This is a genomic window from Pseudomonas fluorescens, assembly GCF_902498195.1.
In the GTDB taxonomy this organism is placed as follows: Bacteria; Pseudomonadota; Gammaproteobacteria; order Pseudomonadales; family Pseudomonadaceae; genus Aquipseudomonas; species Aquipseudomonas fluorescens_BU.
Genome location: NZ_CABVIY010000002.1, coordinates 370323 through 387948, shown reverse-complemented (window position 1 = coordinate 387948; position 17626 = coordinate 370323). Strand labels below are relative to the sequence as shown.

At 59.5% G+C, this 17626-nt stretch carries 17 protein-coding genes; 11 read left to right on the top strand and 6 right to left on the bottom strand.

Annotated features, from left to right (window positions below; genetic code table 11):
• Positions 1-65: 65 nt before the first annotated feature.
• The 10 genes from F8N66_RS07210 to F8N66_RS07155 all read left to right on the top strand — a co-directional run bounded on the left by F8N66_RS07210 (position 66) and on the right by F8N66_RS07155 (position 11174).
• Positions 66-1178, top strand: coding sequence for a DUF1214 domain-containing protein (locus tag F8N66_RS07210; RefSeq protein ID WP_150769535.1), 1113 nt, complete (start codon positions 66-68; stop codon positions 1176-1178).
• A complete protein-coding gene (locus tag F8N66_RS07205; RefSeq protein WP_150769534.1) occupies positions 1175-2362 on the top strand; it encodes a sulfotransferase family protein in 1188 nt (395 codons plus the stop codon). Before F8N66_RS07210 ends, F8N66_RS07205 begins: the two co-directional genes overlap by 4 nt.
• 17 nt (positions 2363-2379) lie before the next feature.
• Positions 2380-3096, top strand: a complete 717-nt coding sequence (locus F8N66_RS07200; protein WP_150769533.1) for an EthD domain-containing protein — start codon at positions 2380-2382, stop codon at positions 3094-3096.
• A 21-nt stretch (positions 3097-3117) separates the two neighbouring features.
• Positions 3118-3573, top strand: a complete 456-nt coding sequence (locus tag F8N66_RS07195; RefSeq protein ID WP_150769532.1) for a nuclear transport factor 2 family protein — start codon at positions 3118-3120, stop codon at positions 3571-3573.
• Between the two features lie 20 nt (positions 3574-3593).
• Positions 3594-4061, top strand: coding sequence for an SRPBCC domain-containing protein (locus F8N66_RS07190; RefSeq protein WP_150769531.1), 468 nt, complete (start codon positions 3594-3596; stop codon positions 4059-4061).
• A gap of 40 nt (positions 4062-4101) precedes the next feature.
• On the top strand, positions 4102-4893 hold the full coding sequence (locus F8N66_RS07185) for an SDR family oxidoreductase (RefSeq protein WP_150769530.1): 792 nt from the start codon (positions 4102-4104) through the stop codon (positions 4891-4893).
• 1160 nt (positions 4894-6053) lie between these two features.
• Positions 6054-6530, top strand: coding sequence for a formate dehydrogenase subunit gamma (locus F8N66_RS07170; protein ID WP_150769529.1), 477 nt, complete (start codon positions 6054-6056; stop codon positions 6528-6530).
• On the top strand, positions 6530-8086 hold the full coding sequence (locus F8N66_RS07165) for a formate dehydrogenase beta subunit (protein WP_150769528.1): 1557 nt from the start codon (positions 6530-6532) through the stop codon (positions 8084-8086). The genes F8N66_RS07170 and F8N66_RS07165 overlap by 1 nt, the downstream gene beginning before the upstream one ends.
• Positions 8083-10959 carry a formate dehydrogenase subunit alpha gene (gene fdhF / locus F8N66_RS07160; protein ID WP_150769527.1) on the top strand — a complete coding sequence of 959 codons (2877 nt, stop codon included), beginning with the start codon at positions 8083-8085 and terminating at the stop codon, positions 10957-10959. Before F8N66_RS07165 ends, fdhF begins: the two co-directional genes overlap by 4 nt.
• On the top strand, positions 10956-11174 hold the full coding sequence (locus F8N66_RS07155; protein ID WP_150769526.1) for a formate dehydrogenase subunit delta: 219 nt from the start codon (positions 10956-10958) through the stop codon (positions 11172-11174). Before fdhF ends, F8N66_RS07155 begins: the two co-directional genes overlap by 4 nt.
• A gap of 127 nt (positions 11175-11301) precedes the next feature.
• Here the strand turns inward: F8N66_RS07155 and F8N66_RS07150 are convergent, their stop codons facing one another.
• Together F8N66_RS07150 and F8N66_RS07145 are read right to left on the bottom strand one after the other, a co-directional pair.
• Positions 11302-11754 carry a hypothetical protein gene (locus F8N66_RS07150; protein WP_150769525.1) on the bottom strand — a complete coding sequence of 151 codons (453 nt, stop codon included), beginning with the start codon at positions 11752-11754 and terminating at the stop codon, positions 11302-11304.
• Positions 11755-11794: 40 nt separating this feature from the next.
• Positions 11795-12697: a LysR family transcriptional regulator gene (locus F8N66_RS07145; protein ID WP_150769524.1), complete on the bottom strand. Its 903-nt coding sequence runs from the start codon at positions 12695-12697 to the stop codon at positions 11795-11797.
• A 92-nt stretch (positions 12698-12789) separates the two neighbouring features.
• Between F8N66_RS07145 and F8N66_RS07140 the strand changes: the two genes are divergently transcribed.
• Positions 12790-13341 (top strand): NAD(P)H-dependent oxidoreductase, encoded by a 552-nt coding sequence (locus tag F8N66_RS07140; protein ID WP_150769523.1) that lies wholly within the window; start codon positions 12790-12792, stop codon positions 13339-13341.
• Between the two features lie 36 nt (positions 13342-13377).
• On the opposite strand, the gene F8N66_RS07135 is transcribed toward F8N66_RS07140, so the two are convergent.
• From F8N66_RS07135 to F8N66_RS07120, 4 genes are all read right to left on the bottom strand, one after another.
• Positions 13378-14856 carry a hypothetical protein gene (locus F8N66_RS07135; protein WP_150769522.1) on the bottom strand — a complete coding sequence of 493 codons (1479 nt, stop codon included), beginning with the start codon at positions 14854-14856 and terminating at the stop codon, positions 13378-13380.
• Positions 14857-14972: 116 nt separating this feature from the next.
• Positions 14973-15362 (bottom strand): GtrA family protein, encoded by a 390-nt coding sequence (locus F8N66_RS07130; protein ID WP_150769521.1) that lies wholly within the window; start codon positions 15360-15362, stop codon positions 14973-14975.
• Between the two features lie 36 nt (positions 15363-15398).
• Positions 15399-16337 (bottom strand): glycosyltransferase family 2 protein, encoded by a 939-nt coding sequence (locus F8N66_RS07125; protein WP_150769520.1) that lies wholly within the window; start codon positions 16335-16337, stop codon positions 15399-15401.
• Between the two features lie 44 nt (positions 16338-16381).
• Positions 16382-17590, bottom strand: coding sequence for a hypothetical protein (locus tag F8N66_RS07120; protein WP_150769519.1), 1209 nt, complete (start codon positions 17588-17590; stop codon positions 16382-16384).
• Between the last annotated feature and the right edge of the window lie 36 nt (positions 17591-17626).

Sequence of the window (17626 nt, the reverse complement as noted above, 5' to 3'; positions counted from 1 at the left end):
CCGGGCCCGGGCGCCTCTGCGGAGGCGCTCAGGGGCCGGGTTCGCCCCATCAAGAGAGTCTAACAATGACAATCAACTCTATTGACGAACAACAGCTGTCGAGTGGCCAGACCTGGGCCACGTTCTGCGATCACCTCAAGCGCTGCGGCGAGCAGATCCTGCGCCCCGAAGCCCCCGCCGACGCCGCCACCCGCGCCGAGGGTTTCCGCTACCTCACGCGCCTGCTGCGCATCGGCCTGGAGATGCACATCGAGTTTGCCGACCCGGCCTTTCCGAGCTTCTTCAAGACCTCCCACGAGAGCGCGAAGATCGGGGCCGACAACCCGGACAACCTCTACGAATACTCTCGCCTGGACGGCACCCTGCAATACCGCATCAAGGGCCAGCGCGGCAGCGTCGCCTACTTGAGCTTCGGCACCCAGAAAGGCGGTTATGAAACCGACGGCACCCTGGTCCAGACCGGTTTCATCGACGCCAGCCAGCTACAGGTCGATGCCCAGGGCCACTTCGAAATCCTCCTCAGCCGCGAGCCGCAACCCGGCAACTGGCTGAAAATGGAAGACGCCACCAACGCGCTGATCGTGCGCCAGACCTTCCTCGATCGGGCTGCCGAAGTACCGGCCAAGCTGAGCATCGAGCGTATCGGCACCGATGCCAGGCCAGCGGCCCTTGACCCGGCGACGTTCCAGCAAGGCCTGGCGCGGGTCTCCAGCTTCGTGGAGAACACCGCCCGGCTGTTCGCCGACTGGAGCGAGAGTTACCTGCCCCACAGCAACCAGTTGCCACCGGCCAACCAGGCGCTGTGCCAGTCGGTGGGCGGCGACCCGAACATTTTCTACTACCACTCGCACTGGGCGCTGGCGGACGACCAGGCGCTGGTCATCCACATCGACAAGGTCCCGGAATGCGACTTCTGGAACCTGCAGATCAACAACTACTGGATGGAGTCGCTGGACTACCGCTACCACACCATCTGCATCAACAAGCACCAGGCCCGCTACGACGACAACGGCGGCGTGACCCTGGTCCTCAGCGAGCGCGATCCCGGGGTCAGCAACTGGCTGCAAACCGCCGGCGTCCGCCAGGGCACCCTGTGCCTGCGCTGGGTCGGAGCCCAGTCGCAATGCCACCCCACCACCCGGGTGGTCGACCTGGCTGACGTTGCGGAGGCCGTATGAACGCGCAGACGAAAATTGAAGATCTGACGGTCGACACACTGTTGGCCAGCGCCATCGCGCGCACCCACGGCCTGAGCCATTTTGGCGACGACAACTATCGCGAGTCGTTGCAGGCGCTGCTCGATGCCCTGGCCGCCGAAGCCCGGCTGTCGCCGTCCGGCCTGCACTTGCTGGAGGAACGGTTGGTGGGGCAACTGGTCAACCGCCTGGTGATGGAGGACTACCTGCGCCGCTACCCGGAAATCACCGCGATAGCGATCGACGATCCGTTGGTCATCGTCGGTTTGCCGCGCACCGGCACCACCATGCTTCAGCGCACGCTGGCGGTGGATCCGCGCTTCTATTCCGCCGCCTGGTGGGAGACCCGCTATCCGGCACCCCTGCAAGGCGAAACCCTGGCGGAGCCGGCCCAACGCATCGCCCAGGCCAAGGCCGAAGTCGAGCTGATGGCCGAGGTCATCCCGCAGATCCTCGCGATCCACCCGCTGGATGCCATGCTGTGCGACGAAGAGTTCATGCTCATGGAGCACTCGTTCATGTGCGCCATGGACGCCTACGTCAACGTGCCCAGCTACACCCGCTGGCTCGATCAGCAAGACCAGCGACCGGTCTACACCCAGTTGAAAAAAATGCTGCAGTTCCTGCAATGGCAGAAAGACCAGCGGGGGGAACCCGCAGGCCAGCGCTGGCTGCTCAAGGCTCCCCAGCACCTGCACACCCTGCACCTGTTGCTGGAAGTGTTCCCCAAGGCCCAGGTGATTCTGACCCACCGCGAACCGGCCCAGACCATCCCTTCGATGGCCAGCATGGCCCATACCCTGTGGCAGATGTACAGCGACCACCCGGACCCGAAAGCCGCTGGCGCGCAGTGGAACACGCGCATGGCCCGTGGCATCCGCCACACCCTGCAGGTCCGCGATCAACAGCCTGCCGAGCGCTTCCTCGACATCCATTTCGCCGACACCGTCAACCAGCCGATGGCCGTGCTGGAACAGGTCTACGCCTTTGCCCGGCTGCCGTTCACCGACCAGGCCCGCGCCGACGCGCAAGCCTGGCTGGCGCAGAACAGCCGGGAAAAGCGGGCCAGCCACGATTACAGCCTGGAACGCTTCGGCTTGAACGAGGCACAGATGACCCAGGACTACAGCGAATACCGCGCCCGTCATTTGCGCACCCACCACTGAGCGAAGCCGGAGGATTCATGGAAAAAATCATGCTGACCCTGTGGAAGCCGGCACAACCCGGCGCCGAGCAATGGCGTGCGGATTTGCTCGGCCTGCGCGAAGCACTGGCGGCCGCCGGCGCAAAAAACATCCGCGTCATGCTGGTCGATGATGGAGTGGCCGCCGCGTCGGCACAGCGCATCACCAACAGCGCCGTGCCCTTGGACGGACTGCTCTCGTTATGGCTGGACAGTGCCTCGCAATGGCCCGCCATCCAGGCAATCGTGACGCCCTTCACCAGCCGCCTGGAGGCCTATCTGGTGCTGGAATCCGAACCCTACCCCGAAGAACGCCAGGCCCGCGCCGCGCAATACCGGGTGCCGGTTGGCCAGCGTACTCCGGGGATGAATCAGGTGGCGCTGCTGCACAAGCCACACCGGATGAGCTACGAGCAGTGGTACGAGACCTGGCGCAACGGGCACGGGCCGAACGCCTATCCCTTGCAGTCGATCTTCGGCTACCGGCAGAACACCGTGGTCCGCGCGCTCACCTTCGGTGCGCCAGTGCTGCACGCGATCGTCGAAGAAAACTTCCCGCCCGAGGCCATCGGCAATCCCCAGGGGTTTTTCGCCGCCCTGGGCGACCCGGACACCTGCGCCCGGCGCCAGCAGGCCATGTACGAATCGACCAGCCGGTTCATCGATTTCCAGAAGATCGACTGCATCCTCACCAGCGAGTACCAGCTCAGTGCCTGAGAGGCCAAAAGGAGGTTTCCCATGTTGGATCTAGAAGCAATCGAGCTGATCAAGCAGCTCAAGGCGCGCTATTTCCGTGCCATCGACACCGGCAACATCGAGATGCTGCAAGGCATGCTCACCGAAGACGTCGCCCTGTCGTTCAAGAGCCCGGCCTACCAGTTCCACGTCAATGGCCTGGGCGATGCGCTGGACTTCTACCGCACCTCGTTCACCCGGACCCGCCTGGCCACCCACAACGGTCACACCCCGGAAATCGACGTCGATGGCGACCGGGCCACGGCCCTCTGGTACCTGAGCTACGTGTTCATCAACCTCGAGGAAAACACCCACATGCACGGCAGCGCGATCTACCAGGATCGCTACATCAAGCATGGCGAGCGCTGGATGATCGCCGAGACGGGCTACGAAACCCTGCTCGAAACGGTCCAGCCCTTGAGCGAGCAGCTGCAGATCACCTCCCGCCCCATCAATTGAGTGCACAACAGGAGTGAGTCATGGCCAAGGCCGAAAACATCGTGACCTCCATCACCGTGGAGATTGACGCCCCCGCCAGGGTGGTCTGGGAAGTGCTGACCGACCTGGGAAAATACCGCGAGTGGAACAGCTTCTGCCCGGACATCCAGTGCGGCTTGCAGATCGGCGACCCGGTGCACATGCAGGTACTGACGCCCGATACCGGCGAGACCGTTCCGGTCTTCGAATACCTCGTGGCCTGCGACCCGGAGCAACTGTTGTCCTGGGAGCAGCGCCCCGTCCCGGAAAACATGGATGCCGCCCGCCGCGATCAGTACATCAAGGCCATCGATGCCAACCGCTGCCGCTATTTCACCACCGACATTTTCCTGGGGCTGAACCAGGACACCATCATGCGTGAACACGGCGCCTGGGTAAAAATCGGCTTCGACCAGATGGCCCGGGATTTGAAGCGACGCGCCGAGGCACTGCACGCCAGCCGTGCCTGAACAGCCCATTCGCCCCACAACAATAAGAAGGTAATTGCTCATGTTGCTGAAAGATAAAGTGGTCATCATTTCCGGCGTCGGCCCTGGCCTGGGCATCAAGCTCGCCGTGCGTGCCGCCGAATACCAGGCCAAGGCCGTGGTCCTGGCCGCGCGCACCCCGGCCAAGCTGGATCAGGCCGAACAGGCGGTCCGCGACGCGGGCTACAGCACCCCGATCCTGAAAGTCCCCACCGACATCGCTCAGGTCGATCAGTGCCAGACACTCGCCGACCTCACCCTGGAGCACTTCGGCCAGATCGATGTGCTGATCAACTCCGCCTACGCCCACGGCGCCTGGGGCACTTCCTCGGCGTCATCGATGGACGACTGGCGCAAGGCCATGGACGTCAACCTGTTCGGCACCCTGCAAATGACCCAGGCCGTGCTGCCACAGATGAAAAAGCAGAAATCCGGCAGCATCGTCATGATCAACACCATGGCCACCCGCGTTCCCAACCAACTGGAAGCCGGCTACGCCGTGTCCAAGGGCGCGCTGAAAACCGCGGTGCAGTACCTGGCCCAGGATCTCGGCCCGTTCGGCATCCGCGTCAACTCGACCTTCATGGGCTGGATGTGGGGCGCGCCGGTGATCGGTTATTTCGAAAGCGAAGCCAGGCGCTTGGGCGTCCCGATGGAGTCGCTGGTGGACCAGATCGCGCAGCAGATCCCCCTGCGCAAGATCCCCGAAGACGGCGACTGCGCCATGGCCGCCCTGTACCTGGCCAGCGACTACGCCAAGGTCATCACCGGCGCGCAACTGGACGTCAATGGGGGGCACTTCCTGCCGTGCTAGGTCCTTTTTCCCGTAGAGGCAGTTTGCTCCTGCGGGGGATTGTGGACGGGGGGTGTGGTGTCGGCTGGGCTCGGTTAGGGGCTGGGGTACATATCCGTTGCTGCGGTAACGGCTACTAATGGTTCCGCTCTTACAGCGGGTTACTTGGAGAAGCGCCAAGTAACCAAGCGCTCTTTGCCCCACCACTCGGTGCCTCGCTTAGGCTCGGCATGCCCGAACGAAGGCATTGCTCCGTGGGTCGCCGCGATGGGCCGTCCCTGGCCCAGCGCGGCTAAACCGGCGTCCTGCCGGTTTCCCCACTGCGCAATGCCTGCGTTCGGCCAGCGTGGTTTAACGGGGCGCCCAGATCAAAATCAAAAGCCAAAGCGAGGCGGCCTTAAAGCCGACCTGGCTTTAGCTGGTGTACGCAATCCACTGTAGGAGCGAGCCTGCTCGCGATGGTCGTCAACGATAACGCGGGCTGTCTGAATGAACGCGGCGTCTGGGCGTTTTTCGCGAGCAGGCTCGCTCCTACAGGGGGTACGCGTACATCCGCGAATTAGGTCGGCTATCAGGCCGCCTCGCTCTTGCTTTTGATCTTCTTGCCCCCTCGTGAGGCCGAGCGCAGGTTCTGCGCAGTGGGCAACCCGGCATGGATGCCGGGTTAGCCGCCCCCGGCCATGGATGGCCGATGGCGGCGGGCCCACGGAGCAGGACCGGAGCAAGGGCATGCCGAGCATTAGCGAGGCACCGAACGAAAGGGGCAAGAGCGCTTGGTTACTTGGCGCTTTTCCAAGTAACCCGCTGTAAGAGCGGAACCATTAGTAGCCGTTACCGCAGCAACGGATCCACACCCAATCCAATCCAATCAAAACAAGCACCCCCTCCCCCCTCCCACGGGCTTTTCGCCCCCAACTGGCTAGACTTAACAAGAAGTCGCAGACAGAACCAAACACGTCGCTTTGGTGCGAATAAATCAAAGGCCGCGTGGCAATCTGCCTTTTATGCCCTTGCAGAGGTACGGCGAAGACCGCACCCGGGCACAACAAGATGCCCATTCAGGGTGCCCTGGCCACCGGCCTGAAATTGCCACGATACCGTGACGTGGTGTGAATGCCGCAGCCGACACTTTCGGACAACCGACGACCGCCTGGTGTGTCCGTGACCGTGAGGATTGCTGAATGCCTGATGTTGAGTTGCACCTGCCTGTGGTCAACACGCTGCTGGAGCGCCACAAGGGCTCCCCGGGTGCGCTGTTGCCCATTCTTCATGATATTCAGGAACGCATCGGCTACATCCCCGATGCGGCCATCCCCGAGATTGCCCATGCGCTGAACCAGAGTCAGGCCGAGGTTCGCGGGGTGATCAGTTTTTACCATGACTTCCGAACTGCACCTCCTGCCAAACATATCCTGCGCCTATGCCGAGCCGAATCCTGCAAGAGCCGTGGGGCCGAGCAGTTGGCCGCGCAGTTGCGCGAGCGTCTGCAACTGGATGATCACGGCAGCAGCGCCGACGGCAGCATCAGTTTGCGCCCCGTTTATTGCCTGGGTGCCTGCGCCTGTTCGCCAGCCCTTGAGCTGGATGGCCGGGTGCATGCGCGGCTCAGTGCCGAGCGGCTGGATGCCTTGCTCGACGCTTGCCGGGAGGACGCGTGATGCCGACTCTTTATCTGCCCTGTGATTCGCTGGCCCGTGCCGTGGGTGCCGACGAGGTGTCCACTGCCCTGATCACTCAGGCCAGGGAACGTAATCTGCCGCTGGAGTTGCAGCGCACCAGTTCTCGCGGGCTGTACTGGCTGGAGCCGTTGCTGGAAGTGGAAACTCCGCAAGGCCGGATCGGCTTCGGTCCGCTGACCGCTACAGATGTGCCGTCCGTGCTCGAAGCACTGGGCAATCCCTCCTCCCATCCATTGGCCTTGGGCCTGGTGGAAGAATTGCCCTATCTGAAGACTCAACAACGCCTGCTATTTGCCCGCGCCGGCATTACCCGACCGCTGTCGCTGGACGATTACCGCGCACACGGCGGTTTCGAAGGCCTGACAAGAGCCGTCGCCATCGGCGGCGAACAAACCGCCACCGCCGTATTCGATTCCGGCCTGCGTGGCCGGGGCGGCGCGGCCTTCCCCGCCGGGATCAAGTGGCGCACGGTGCGCGCCACCCAGGCTGCGCAGAAATACATCGTCTGCAACGCCGACGAAGGCGACTCCGGCACCTTCGCCGACCGCATGCTGATGGAAGGCGACCCCTTCCTGCTGATCGAAGGCATGGCGATTGCCGGGATCAGCGTCGGCGCCACCTTGGGCTACATCTATGTCCGCTCCGAATACCCCGACGCCGTGGCCACCCTGCGCGCCGCGCTGAACATTGCCCGAGAAAACGGTTACCTCGGCGCCAATGTCGGCGGCAGCGGCCTGGCCTTCGATATGGAAGTGCGCGTCGGTGCCGGCGCCTACATCTGCGGTGAAGAAACCGCCCTGCTGGACTCGCTCGAAGGCAAGCGCGGCATCGTCCGCGCCAAGCCGCCGATCCCCGCCTTGCAGGGCCTGTTCGGCCAACCGACGCTGGTGCATAACGTGCTGACCCTGGCCTCGGTGCCGCTGATTCTGGCCAAGGGCGCGCAGTTCTATCGCGACTACGGCATGGGTCGCTCGCTGGGCACCATGCCCTTCCAGCTCGCGGGCAATATTCGCCGAGGCGGTCTGGTGGAACGGGCCTTCGGCCTGACCTTGCGCGAGCTGCTGGAAGACTACGGCGGCGGTACTGCCAGTGGCCGGCCGCTGAAAGCCGCACAGGTCGGCGGCCCGCTTGGCACCTGGGTGCCACCGTCGCAATTCGACACGCCACTCGATTACGAGGCCTTCGCCGCCATGGGCGCGATGCTTGGCCACGGCGGTGTGGTGGTAGCGGATGACAGCCTCGACATGGCCCAGATGGCGCGTTTCGCCCTGCAGTTCTGCGCCGAGGAATCCTGCGGCAAATGCACGCCGTGCCGCATCGGCTCAACCCGGGGCGTCGAGGTGATCGATCGCCTATTGGCATCCAAGGACCAGGGCGGTCGCGATGAGCAGGCGATCATCCTCAAGGACCTGTGCGACACGATGCAATACGGTTCGCTGTGCGCCTTGGGCGGCATGGCTCCCTTCCCGGTGACCAGCGCCCTCAAGTACTTCCCCGCCGACTTCGGTCTGCAAGCCTCGGAGGCCGAACAATGATCACGCTCTTCGACCCGAAAACCGATATCGACCTCGGCACGCCGGCCCGCGAAAGCGATGTGCAAGTCACCCTGAACATCGACGGCCGCAGCATCACCGTGCCCGAAGGCACTTCGGTGATGCGCGCCGCCGCGCTGATGGGCACCACCATTCCCAAGCTCTGCGCCACTGACAGCCTGGAAGCCTTCGGCTCCTGCCGCCTGTGCCTGGTGGAGATCGACGGCATGCGCGGCTATCCCGCCTCCTGCACCACGCCGGTCAGCGAAGGCATGACCGTGCACACCCAGACGCCGAAGCTCGCGACGCTGCGGCGCAACGTCATGGAGCTGTACATCTCCGACCACCCGCTGGACTGCCTGACCTGCTCGGCCAACGGCAACTGCGAGCTGCAAACCGTGGCCGGCCAGGTCGGCCTGCGGGAGGTGCGCTACGGCTACGAAGGCGAGAACCATCTGGCCGACGTGAAGGATACGTCCAACCCTTATTTCGACTACGACCCGAGCAAGTGCATCGTCTGTAACCGTTGCGTGCGCGCCTGTGAGGAAACCCAGGGCACCTTTGCCCTGACCATCACCGGGCGCGGTTTTGAATCCCGCGTGGCGGCGGCCGGTGGGGACAACTTCCTCGACTCGGAATGCGTGTCCTGCGGCGCCTGTGTGCAAGCCTGCCCCACCGCGACGCTGATGGAAAAAAGCGTGGTCGAACTGGGCCAGCCGGAACGCAGCGTGATCACCACCTGCGCCTATTGCGGCGTGGGCTGCTCGTTCCGCGCCGAGATGAAAGGCGACCAGCTGGTGCGCATGGTTCCGGACAAGAACGGCCAGGCCAACCACGGCCACTCCTGCGTCAAGGGGCGCTTTGCCTGGGGCTACGCCACGCACCCGGATCGCATCACCAAACCGATGATCCGCCAAAACATCAGCGACCCGTGGCAGGAAGTCAGCTGGGATGAAGCGGTGACCTACGCCGCCAGCGAATTCCGTCGGTTGCAGCAAAAATACGGCCGCGATTCCATCGGTGGCATCACCTCCAGCCGCTGCACCAACGAAGAAACCTATCTGGTGCAGAAACTGGTGCGTGCGGCCTTCGGCAACAACAACGTCGACACCTGCGCGCGGGTTTGCCACTCGCCGACCGGTTATGGCTTGAAACAGACCCTGGGCGAGTCCGCCGGCACCCAGAGTTTCGACTCGGTGATGAAGGCCGACGTCGTCCTGGTGATGGGCGCCAACCCCAGCGACGCCCACCCGGTGTTCGCCTCGCAACTCAAGCGTCGCCTGCGTGAAGGCGCGCGGCTGATCGTGATCGACCCACGGCGTATCGATCTGGTGGATTCGGTGCACGCCCGCGCCGACTATCACCTGGCCCTGCGCCCTGGCACCAACGTCGCCATGCTCAACGCGCTGGCCCACACGATCATCACCGAAAACCTGCAAAACCAGCCCTTTATCGACGCCCGTTGCGAGGGCAACGATTTCGCTCGCTGGAGCGAGTTCGTCAGCCGTGCGGAGAATTCGCCGGAAGCCCTTGCTCCTGTCTGCGGGGTCGACGCTGCCGATATTCGTGCCGCCGCTCGCCTGTATGCCACCGGCGGCAACGCCGCGATCTACTACGGTCTGGGCGTTACCGAACACAGTCAGGGCAGCACGGCGGTGATGGGCATCGCCAACCTCGCCATGGCCACCGGCAACATCGGTCGCGAAGGCGTCGGTGTGAACCCGCTGCGGGGGCAGAACAACGTGCAGGGTTCCTGCGACATGGGTTCCTTCCCCCACGAGTTGCCCGGCTACCGGCACATCTCCAACGTGGCGGTGAGGACCGAGTTTGAACAGGCGTGGAACGTCACCCTGCAACCCGATCCGGGCCTGCGCATTCCCAACATGTTCGAGTCGGCGCTGGCCGGCAGTTTCAAAGGTCTGTATTGCCAGGGCGAAGACATCGCCCAAAGCGATCCGAACACCCAGCACGTCACCGCGGCCCTGTCGGCCATGGAATGCGTGGTGGTGCAGGACATCTTCCTCAACGAAACCGCCAAGTTCGCCCACGTATTCCTGCCGGGCGCTTCGTTCCTGGAGAAAGACGGCACCTTCACCAACGCCGAACGCCGTATCTCGCGGGTGCGCAAGGTCATGGACCCGCTGGGCGGCAAGGCCGACTGGGAAGGCACCGTGGCGCTGGCCAATGCCCTGGGCTATCCGATGAACTACAAGCACCCATCGGACATCATGGATGAAATCGCCCGCCTGACGCCGACCTTCACCAACGTCAGCTACGCCGAACTGGAACGCCACGGCAGCCTGCAATGGCCGTGCAACGCCGCCGCGCCGGACGGCACGCCGACCATGCACATCGAGCAATTCGTGCGTGGCAAGGGGCGCTTCATGCTCACCGGCTACGTGCCCACCGAGGAGAAGGTCAACAGCCGCTATCCGCTGCTGCTCACTACCGGGCGCATCCTCAGCCAGTACAACGTCGGCGCCCAGACCCGGCGTACCGAGAACGTCGCCTGGCACGATGAAGACCGCCTGGAAATCCACCCGACCGACGCCGAGAGCCGTGGCATCAATGAAGGCGATTGGGTCGGCATCGGCAGCCGCGCCGGGCAGACTGTGCTGCGTGCGCGGGTGACCGAACGGGTTGCCCCAGGCGTGGTGTACACCACCTTCCACTTCCCGGAGTCGGGGGCCAACGTGATCACCACCGACAACTCCGACTGGGCCACCAACTGTCCGGAGTACAAGGTCACCGCCGTGGAAGTCAGCCGCGTCTACCACCCTTCGGCGTGGCAAAAACGCTTTCAGGAATTCACTGACGAACAGCACCGTTTGCTCAAGGAACGCCGTCAAGGCGCGAAAGCGGAGGTACGTCGATGAGCACTGCCAACCTGATCAAGATGGCCAACCAGATCGCCCAGTACTTCGCCAGCGAGCCGGACGAGCAACAGGCCGTGCTCGGGGTGCGTAATCATCTGCAGATGTTCTGGACGCCGGGCATGCGCAAGGAGTTGCTGGCCTGGCAGGCGGAGCACCCGGCGGATTTGCATCCGCTGGCGCAGGCGGCGGTGAGTGGCGCAGGCTGGGAGGCTTAACTGTAGGAGCGAGCCTGCTCGCGATGGTCGTTAACGATAACGCGTGTCTTCTGGATCAACGCGGCGCTCTTGAGACCATCGCGAGCAGGCTCGCTCCTACAGGGGTTGCGTGCCGTTTGATCCGGGGTCATTCGATCTGAATCGGCCCCCGGGTCCCGGCATCGCTGTCGGTCCAGTAATCCTCATTCTGCAACCGTCGATCCCCTTGAATGGTGAACGTCAGCTTGCCCTGGCGAAACTGCAGCGTGCCATCGGTGCGCTTGGCGTTCACCCGTTTGCCATTGACCCAGACCTGTTCCCTGGCATCGATCCGAATGGTGGCAACGGTTGCGCCGGCATCGCTCTTGGCGACCCATTGCCCGGCATAAGGCGTCTGGGTACTCGCGCCATCGGCAGCAGGATTGGTGAACCCGGCCTTGGCGTTTTCGGCCTTGCTCTTGTGGATATCGCAGCCCTGGGTCTCGCTGACTTGTGTACAACCCGATTGCTCAAGCTGTTTGCGGTACTTGTCGCTGATGGCGTACGCCGGGGATTGCGCGGCGATGAAAATGGCCAGTGCCGGCAGGATGATTCTATTCATGTGGGCTCCCTTCTGATCAATGACGAACGGCATCGCCCATTTACTGTAGCTCGCTAATCACCGCCTCCAACACCCGCGCGACACATTGCACGGCCACGTCTTCATCCCGGCGCTTATGCCAGGCCAGGTGCAACGGGAACCCTTGCACGTCAATCGGCGGTGCCACGGTGTGCAAGGTCCTGGCCATCGACATCGACAAGCAGCGGCTGGGTAACAGGGAAATCAGGTCCGAACCGGCCAACAGGTCCGGCACCATGACGAAGCTCGGCACGACGATGCCGACCCGCCGAGACAGGCCCTGCTCTTTCAACAGTTCATCGAGCGGCCCCCAGGTGGCGCCCTGCCCCGACACCAGCACATGTGGATAACTCAGCCAGCGTTGCAGATCAAAGCCCGGGATTGCCGGATGACCGGGACGCATCGCCACCACGAAATGCTCGTGCAGCAGCAGGCGTCGGGTGAAGTCGGGGCCGAGGCTGGGGAACACGGACATGGCCAGGTCACTCTGCCCACGACTGAGGCTTTCCTGGGCCGCCTCGCCGCCCTGCCAGGGTTGAATCACCAGGTCGATGCCCGGCGCCCGTTGCGCCAGTCGCTGGTGCAGGGGGTGCGCAACGATGATCGCGGGGAAGTCCGCCATCACCACGCGCACGGTCTGTCGCAAGGTGCGCAGGTCGGCACTGGCGGCGCCGACCAACGCACTCACCGAACCCAGAATCTCTTTCAGCGGCCCGCGCAGCGCTTGTGCCTTGGGCGTCAGCAGCATCCCGCCCGGCGCCCGTTCGAGCAGGCGATCCTCGAACAGGTGGCGACAGCGCTCCAGCGCATTGGACGCCGCCGGTTGCGACAGGCCGACACGTTCGGCGGCACGCGAGACGTGGGCTTCGTCGAGCAACGCGTCGAGCACGGTCAACAGGTTGAGGTCCACCGAACGCAGATTCATTGAATCAATACCTAACTAGACAAACCATCCATTGGAGCAATTTACACCACGCTGGCACGCTTGGGCTCCCTTTCACTCACGCCGGGCACGCCATGACCGACACCACCCTGATTCTGTGTTTCCACCCCGACCTTGGCCGCTCCTACACCAACCGCACGCTGCTGGAGTCGGTAAAGGATCTGCCGGGGATCGAGATTGTCGATCTGTATGGCGCTTACCCGAGCGATCAGGTGGACACCAAGCTGGAAGTGCAACGCCTGTTGTCGGCGCAACGGTTGGTGTTGCAGTTCCCCGTGCAGTGGTATTCGACGCCGGCGCTGCTCAAGACCTGGCAAGACAGCGTGCTGACGCGCATGTATTACATCGCTTATGAATCCGAGGGCCGGCACCTTGAGGGACTGCCGGTGATGCTGGTGGCTACCGCCGGCAACAGCCCCGAGTCCTACTGCGAGACCGGGTCGAATGGCTTTGACCTTGAGCAATTGATGCATCCGTTGCGCGCCACGGCGCACCGCTGCCAGTGGTCATGGCATGAGCCGTTCCAGGTCTATCGCGCCAACAAGCTGTCGGTGGCGGAGCTGGACATGATCGCCATTCGCTACCGGGCCCGGATCAAGCGGTTTCAATGCACGAAATTGCGTTGAGCATTCCCCCCTGGCTGCCACCCTGAATGAGTGAAATCACCTCGGCGCAGTGCTGCAATCTGCTTTTTCATTAAGATAAAGCGTCCCCACAGGGGTCTTGGAGATTGCAATCAATGAAGCATGTGGGTTAGCCACTAGAAGGGAATTGGCGACCCCATCATTGGCAAGTAGCCAATAACGAGAGCGCATTGGCATCGGATCACTGTTCGAAATGAAAAAGCTGATTCCGATTCCTGCGGGTATCTCGATCAATTCAGCACGGAAGCTCTCCACACTAATGTTCAGCGTGTTGCACCATGGGTTCTTTTGCATCGGATCGTATTCAAGATGATCCTGCAGACTTTCCTTGAATGCCACTCGATCGGCCTGACGGCTGAGCATCTTGGAATCAATGCGCTCCTGAAACGTGGATAAAACGCCAGGTGAGAAAAGAAGCGCGACCACAACCATCAAGATCAAAGGTATGTAGCGCTTGAAATACAGTAGAACCAGCATACTGAGCAGAAGCTGTGCACTCAGCAGGCGGTAGTCGCGCCAGGACCCCGCGTGATAAAAAATAATACATGCCGCCAATATTCCGCCCAGGCTGAGAAAGTGAAAAACGCCTTCCTGCGGTGTTAGCCATTGGAAGCGCTTGATACCCATCAAAGCGATTGTTCCGAGCCCGAGGACAAATATGAATTGCAGGGTGAACACAATTTCAGCCGGACTTTTCAAAACACTGAAAAAAGCCTCAAGATTGTCGAAGACTCTATGCAAATAGGCACTCAGGGGGTCCCCAATCGCCAAAATCCCCTGCCCACCCAATAGATAAGGTGCACGCACTTTATCAAACAGATACATCGACCCGATCCCCGCGCCAAGCGTCACCACGACCGATATCAGAAACATCTTGCGGGTGGACCCGAGCATAAGCAGCAGACAGGGCAGGAGAATCACCAACCAGGAAGGTCGCAAGAAGGCAATAAAAGCGATGAAAACCAGCATGCACACCTTGAGTGAAAAAGACGCTTGCGGCCCCCGCTGCCAAAGCGGAATCCAAAATGTCGCCAGCGCCACCGCCACCGCAAAATGCAGGGTTTCCAGCATGCTTAGCGGGTAATGCAACAGCCCGGGCCAGAATGTCAGCAGAATAAGTGCCAGCATTCCCAGTTGACGAAGGCTCAAACGCGCCGTCCAGCAAAAAAACACCAGCGCGATTGTCAATGCTGTCAGATTGATTATTGGGAGACTGTAAGGCCCCCATCCAAACAGACTTCCCGGAATGGCATAGATAAAATAGAACCAGGGACCCCAGGCATAAAAATGAAATGCCTCCAGAGGGGCAGGTTGCTCCCACAGAGTGTAGTAACCCCCATCAAATTTAGCCCGGATAGCAGTGGCAACCTGATGCCAGTGCATGATTTCATCACTCCAGGCAGGCATGACGTTCTGCCAATCACCACCACTGGCTATCAGTGTGGCGACGATCGTCATCATCACAGGAATGAGACTGACTCCGAAAATAACCAGCAAGTACAAGTATCGCGGTAAAGGTGCCGTATGATCAGACGCAAGTGGCGGGAGGCTGACGTGACGCAAAGAATTAACCCCTAAAGGTGGCACCAACGGCCAATGTTTTGGATAAATAATCAACTAAAACGAAACACGTAGTACTTACACATGAAAAAGCCGAATATCGCGACAACGATTATAGAGAGTGCTTGAACCACCTGATGTGGATAGCGCAGCACGTCGACAAAAGTAAATAACAGCAAAAAATTCAAAAAATAGCCCGTTACATGCATCTGAACGTATCTAATAAGCGCTCCGCGCCCCTTCCCGTGTTTGAAAGTCCAGTTGCGATTAGCGAGAAACCCGACAGCAACGCCCGTTAAATACATAAGGGTCATTGATAGCTTTGCCCCAACCCCTGCAGATACCAACACTAAATAACCGAGATAAAGCACAAAATTATTTAACACACCGACAACGCCGTAGCGAATCAGCTGAACAATTGACGGAGTAAAAAATGTTTTCAATTTACTTAATAACCTCCAGACCTCAAACCCGAGCAATTAGAATGTTCTTCGCCCAACGATATATAATGGCCGTTTTTTGGTTTCGTCAAATGTTTTTCCGATATAAATACCGACCACACCCTGAATGGAGATAATGACCCCACCAATGAAGAACATCGATACCATCAAACTGGTCCAGCCAGGCACCTCGGCACCGTGCAGCAACGTAGTGCCTATAAGATAGGCGCCATAAAAAAATGACAGAAACGCCATGGTGAATCCAAGCCTTACCGCCAACCTGAGCGGCTTATCTGAATAGGCCATAATAGTTTCCATGGCTAAATTCCAGAGCTTTGAAAATGTATAGCTGCTTTTCCCTTCCATTCTCTCGGAGTGTTCTACCTCGACACCTGCGGTAGAAAAACCCAACCAGTGAACCAAAGCACCAAAAAACCGCAGTTGCTCACGCATTTGGCAAAGGTTATCGACCACCTTGCGGGAAATGATACGGAAATTCCCGCTGTCGCCACTGTATTCAAAGTCTGCCAAATAGCTGAATATTTTATAGAACAGCCAGGAGGTGGCCCGTTTAAGTGGCGAGTCGCGTCGCTTGCCTCGCAATGCCAGGACCACATCGTATCCCTCTTGAGCTTTGGCATATAACCGTGGAATTTCCTCAGGCCGGTCCTGCAGGTCACAGTCCATCACGACCACCCATTGCCCTCGGCTAGCGTCCAGGCCCGCGGTAATTCCATAATGCTGTCCGAAATTCCGGCTCAATTGAATGCCACGCACCCGGGAATCTGCGGCCGCGAGCCGTTCGATTATTTGCCAGGAGCCATCACCTCCGCAGTCTTCGACCAACAAGATCTCGAACTCTGGCGATATGATCTCCAGCGATGTCCTCAGGCGGGAATAAAGCTCATCCAGCGAGCCCTCTGCTTTGTAAACCGGTATAACGATCGAAATAAGAGGTTCTGCGTCTTTGGGTTGCATGATTTTCTGCGCATGTGATTCGGATAGAGGATTCATATAAACCATTACCAATATTGCATATAAGGAAAAAGCAATTCCTGCCTATAAAAGAAGACACCACATCCGACATGCGCAAAAAACAAAATCATACAGACAGTATATTTAAGCTTTCCAAAAAACCCGAGACAACACTGACTCATATTTTCCAGCAGAAAAACCAAGGTGAACAAAAACACCAAATACATGCCTATCTGTCCACTCCACCAAAAATTCCCAGCGTATAGCCTATACCCAGTTTCCGCGAACAAATAAGTGAGTATGATTCCCCCAAAACAACAGATGCCGGACAACAGCACAGCTCGATTTTTAAAATATTCTTTCGGATAGCACAAAAACACTAACAGAGGAAACACGACCGAAAGAAAAAACTTCTCAACCAGAAACCCTGAATAATGCTGCATGCTTTCAAAGGGCAAAAAAGCAATATGACTTTCCTCATTCCCCGTGCCCAACGAAAGACTTTGGTAATAGTACGCATGGAAAAACTGCAGGCCCAATACCAGGAATATGGGAAGAAAAAATGCACCGTACACATACCCATTCGTCAATACGGGCCTGACTCTCCCAATCAGTAGCAAAAACAATACGAAAGCGGGCAGTATAATGATCAGAAAATTGGGCTTCGATATACCGCAAAAAAACAGAGAGAGCGCAAATATGAACGCATTTGGCAAGTCACGCTCTTCCGTAGTCGTGGCGGCTTTCAATGCATAGCAGAACGCAAGGAGAGACAACGGCTTCAACAGTAGCATTGTGGGGCTATGATAGGTTGTGATGCCCACGTAGCCAAAATACAAATGCTTATCCAACGGATAAACAGCCTGAAGCGGCGTAATCAAAAGCATGCAAACCGATAACAAAACAGCCAATATCGGATTTATATACCGTGCCAGAATCCTGTAGTTCAAAATAGACAAGCCGTATATAGCCGCTACCACGATTACTACTGACGACTTCGCATAATCAAATGAAAATAAATTCTTGATCAGCATGACCAGAAAATGATAAAGCGGGTGAGGAAGCAACAATACTTTTTGTTCTTCCATTTCAGCGGCCCACTTTAAGTGCGCCACATAATCCCCTCCAATAGATGATAATTTCGCTATCAAAGGCGAGAAGAGAACGAAAGTAACAATCAGTAAAAAAGCACTTGCGACAAAATCAGCCAGACGATTTGATCTTACATTTGAGCCAGTTTGAATCTGAATCGACACATGTTCTTCCTTATCTGCATCGGGGAATCAACAATG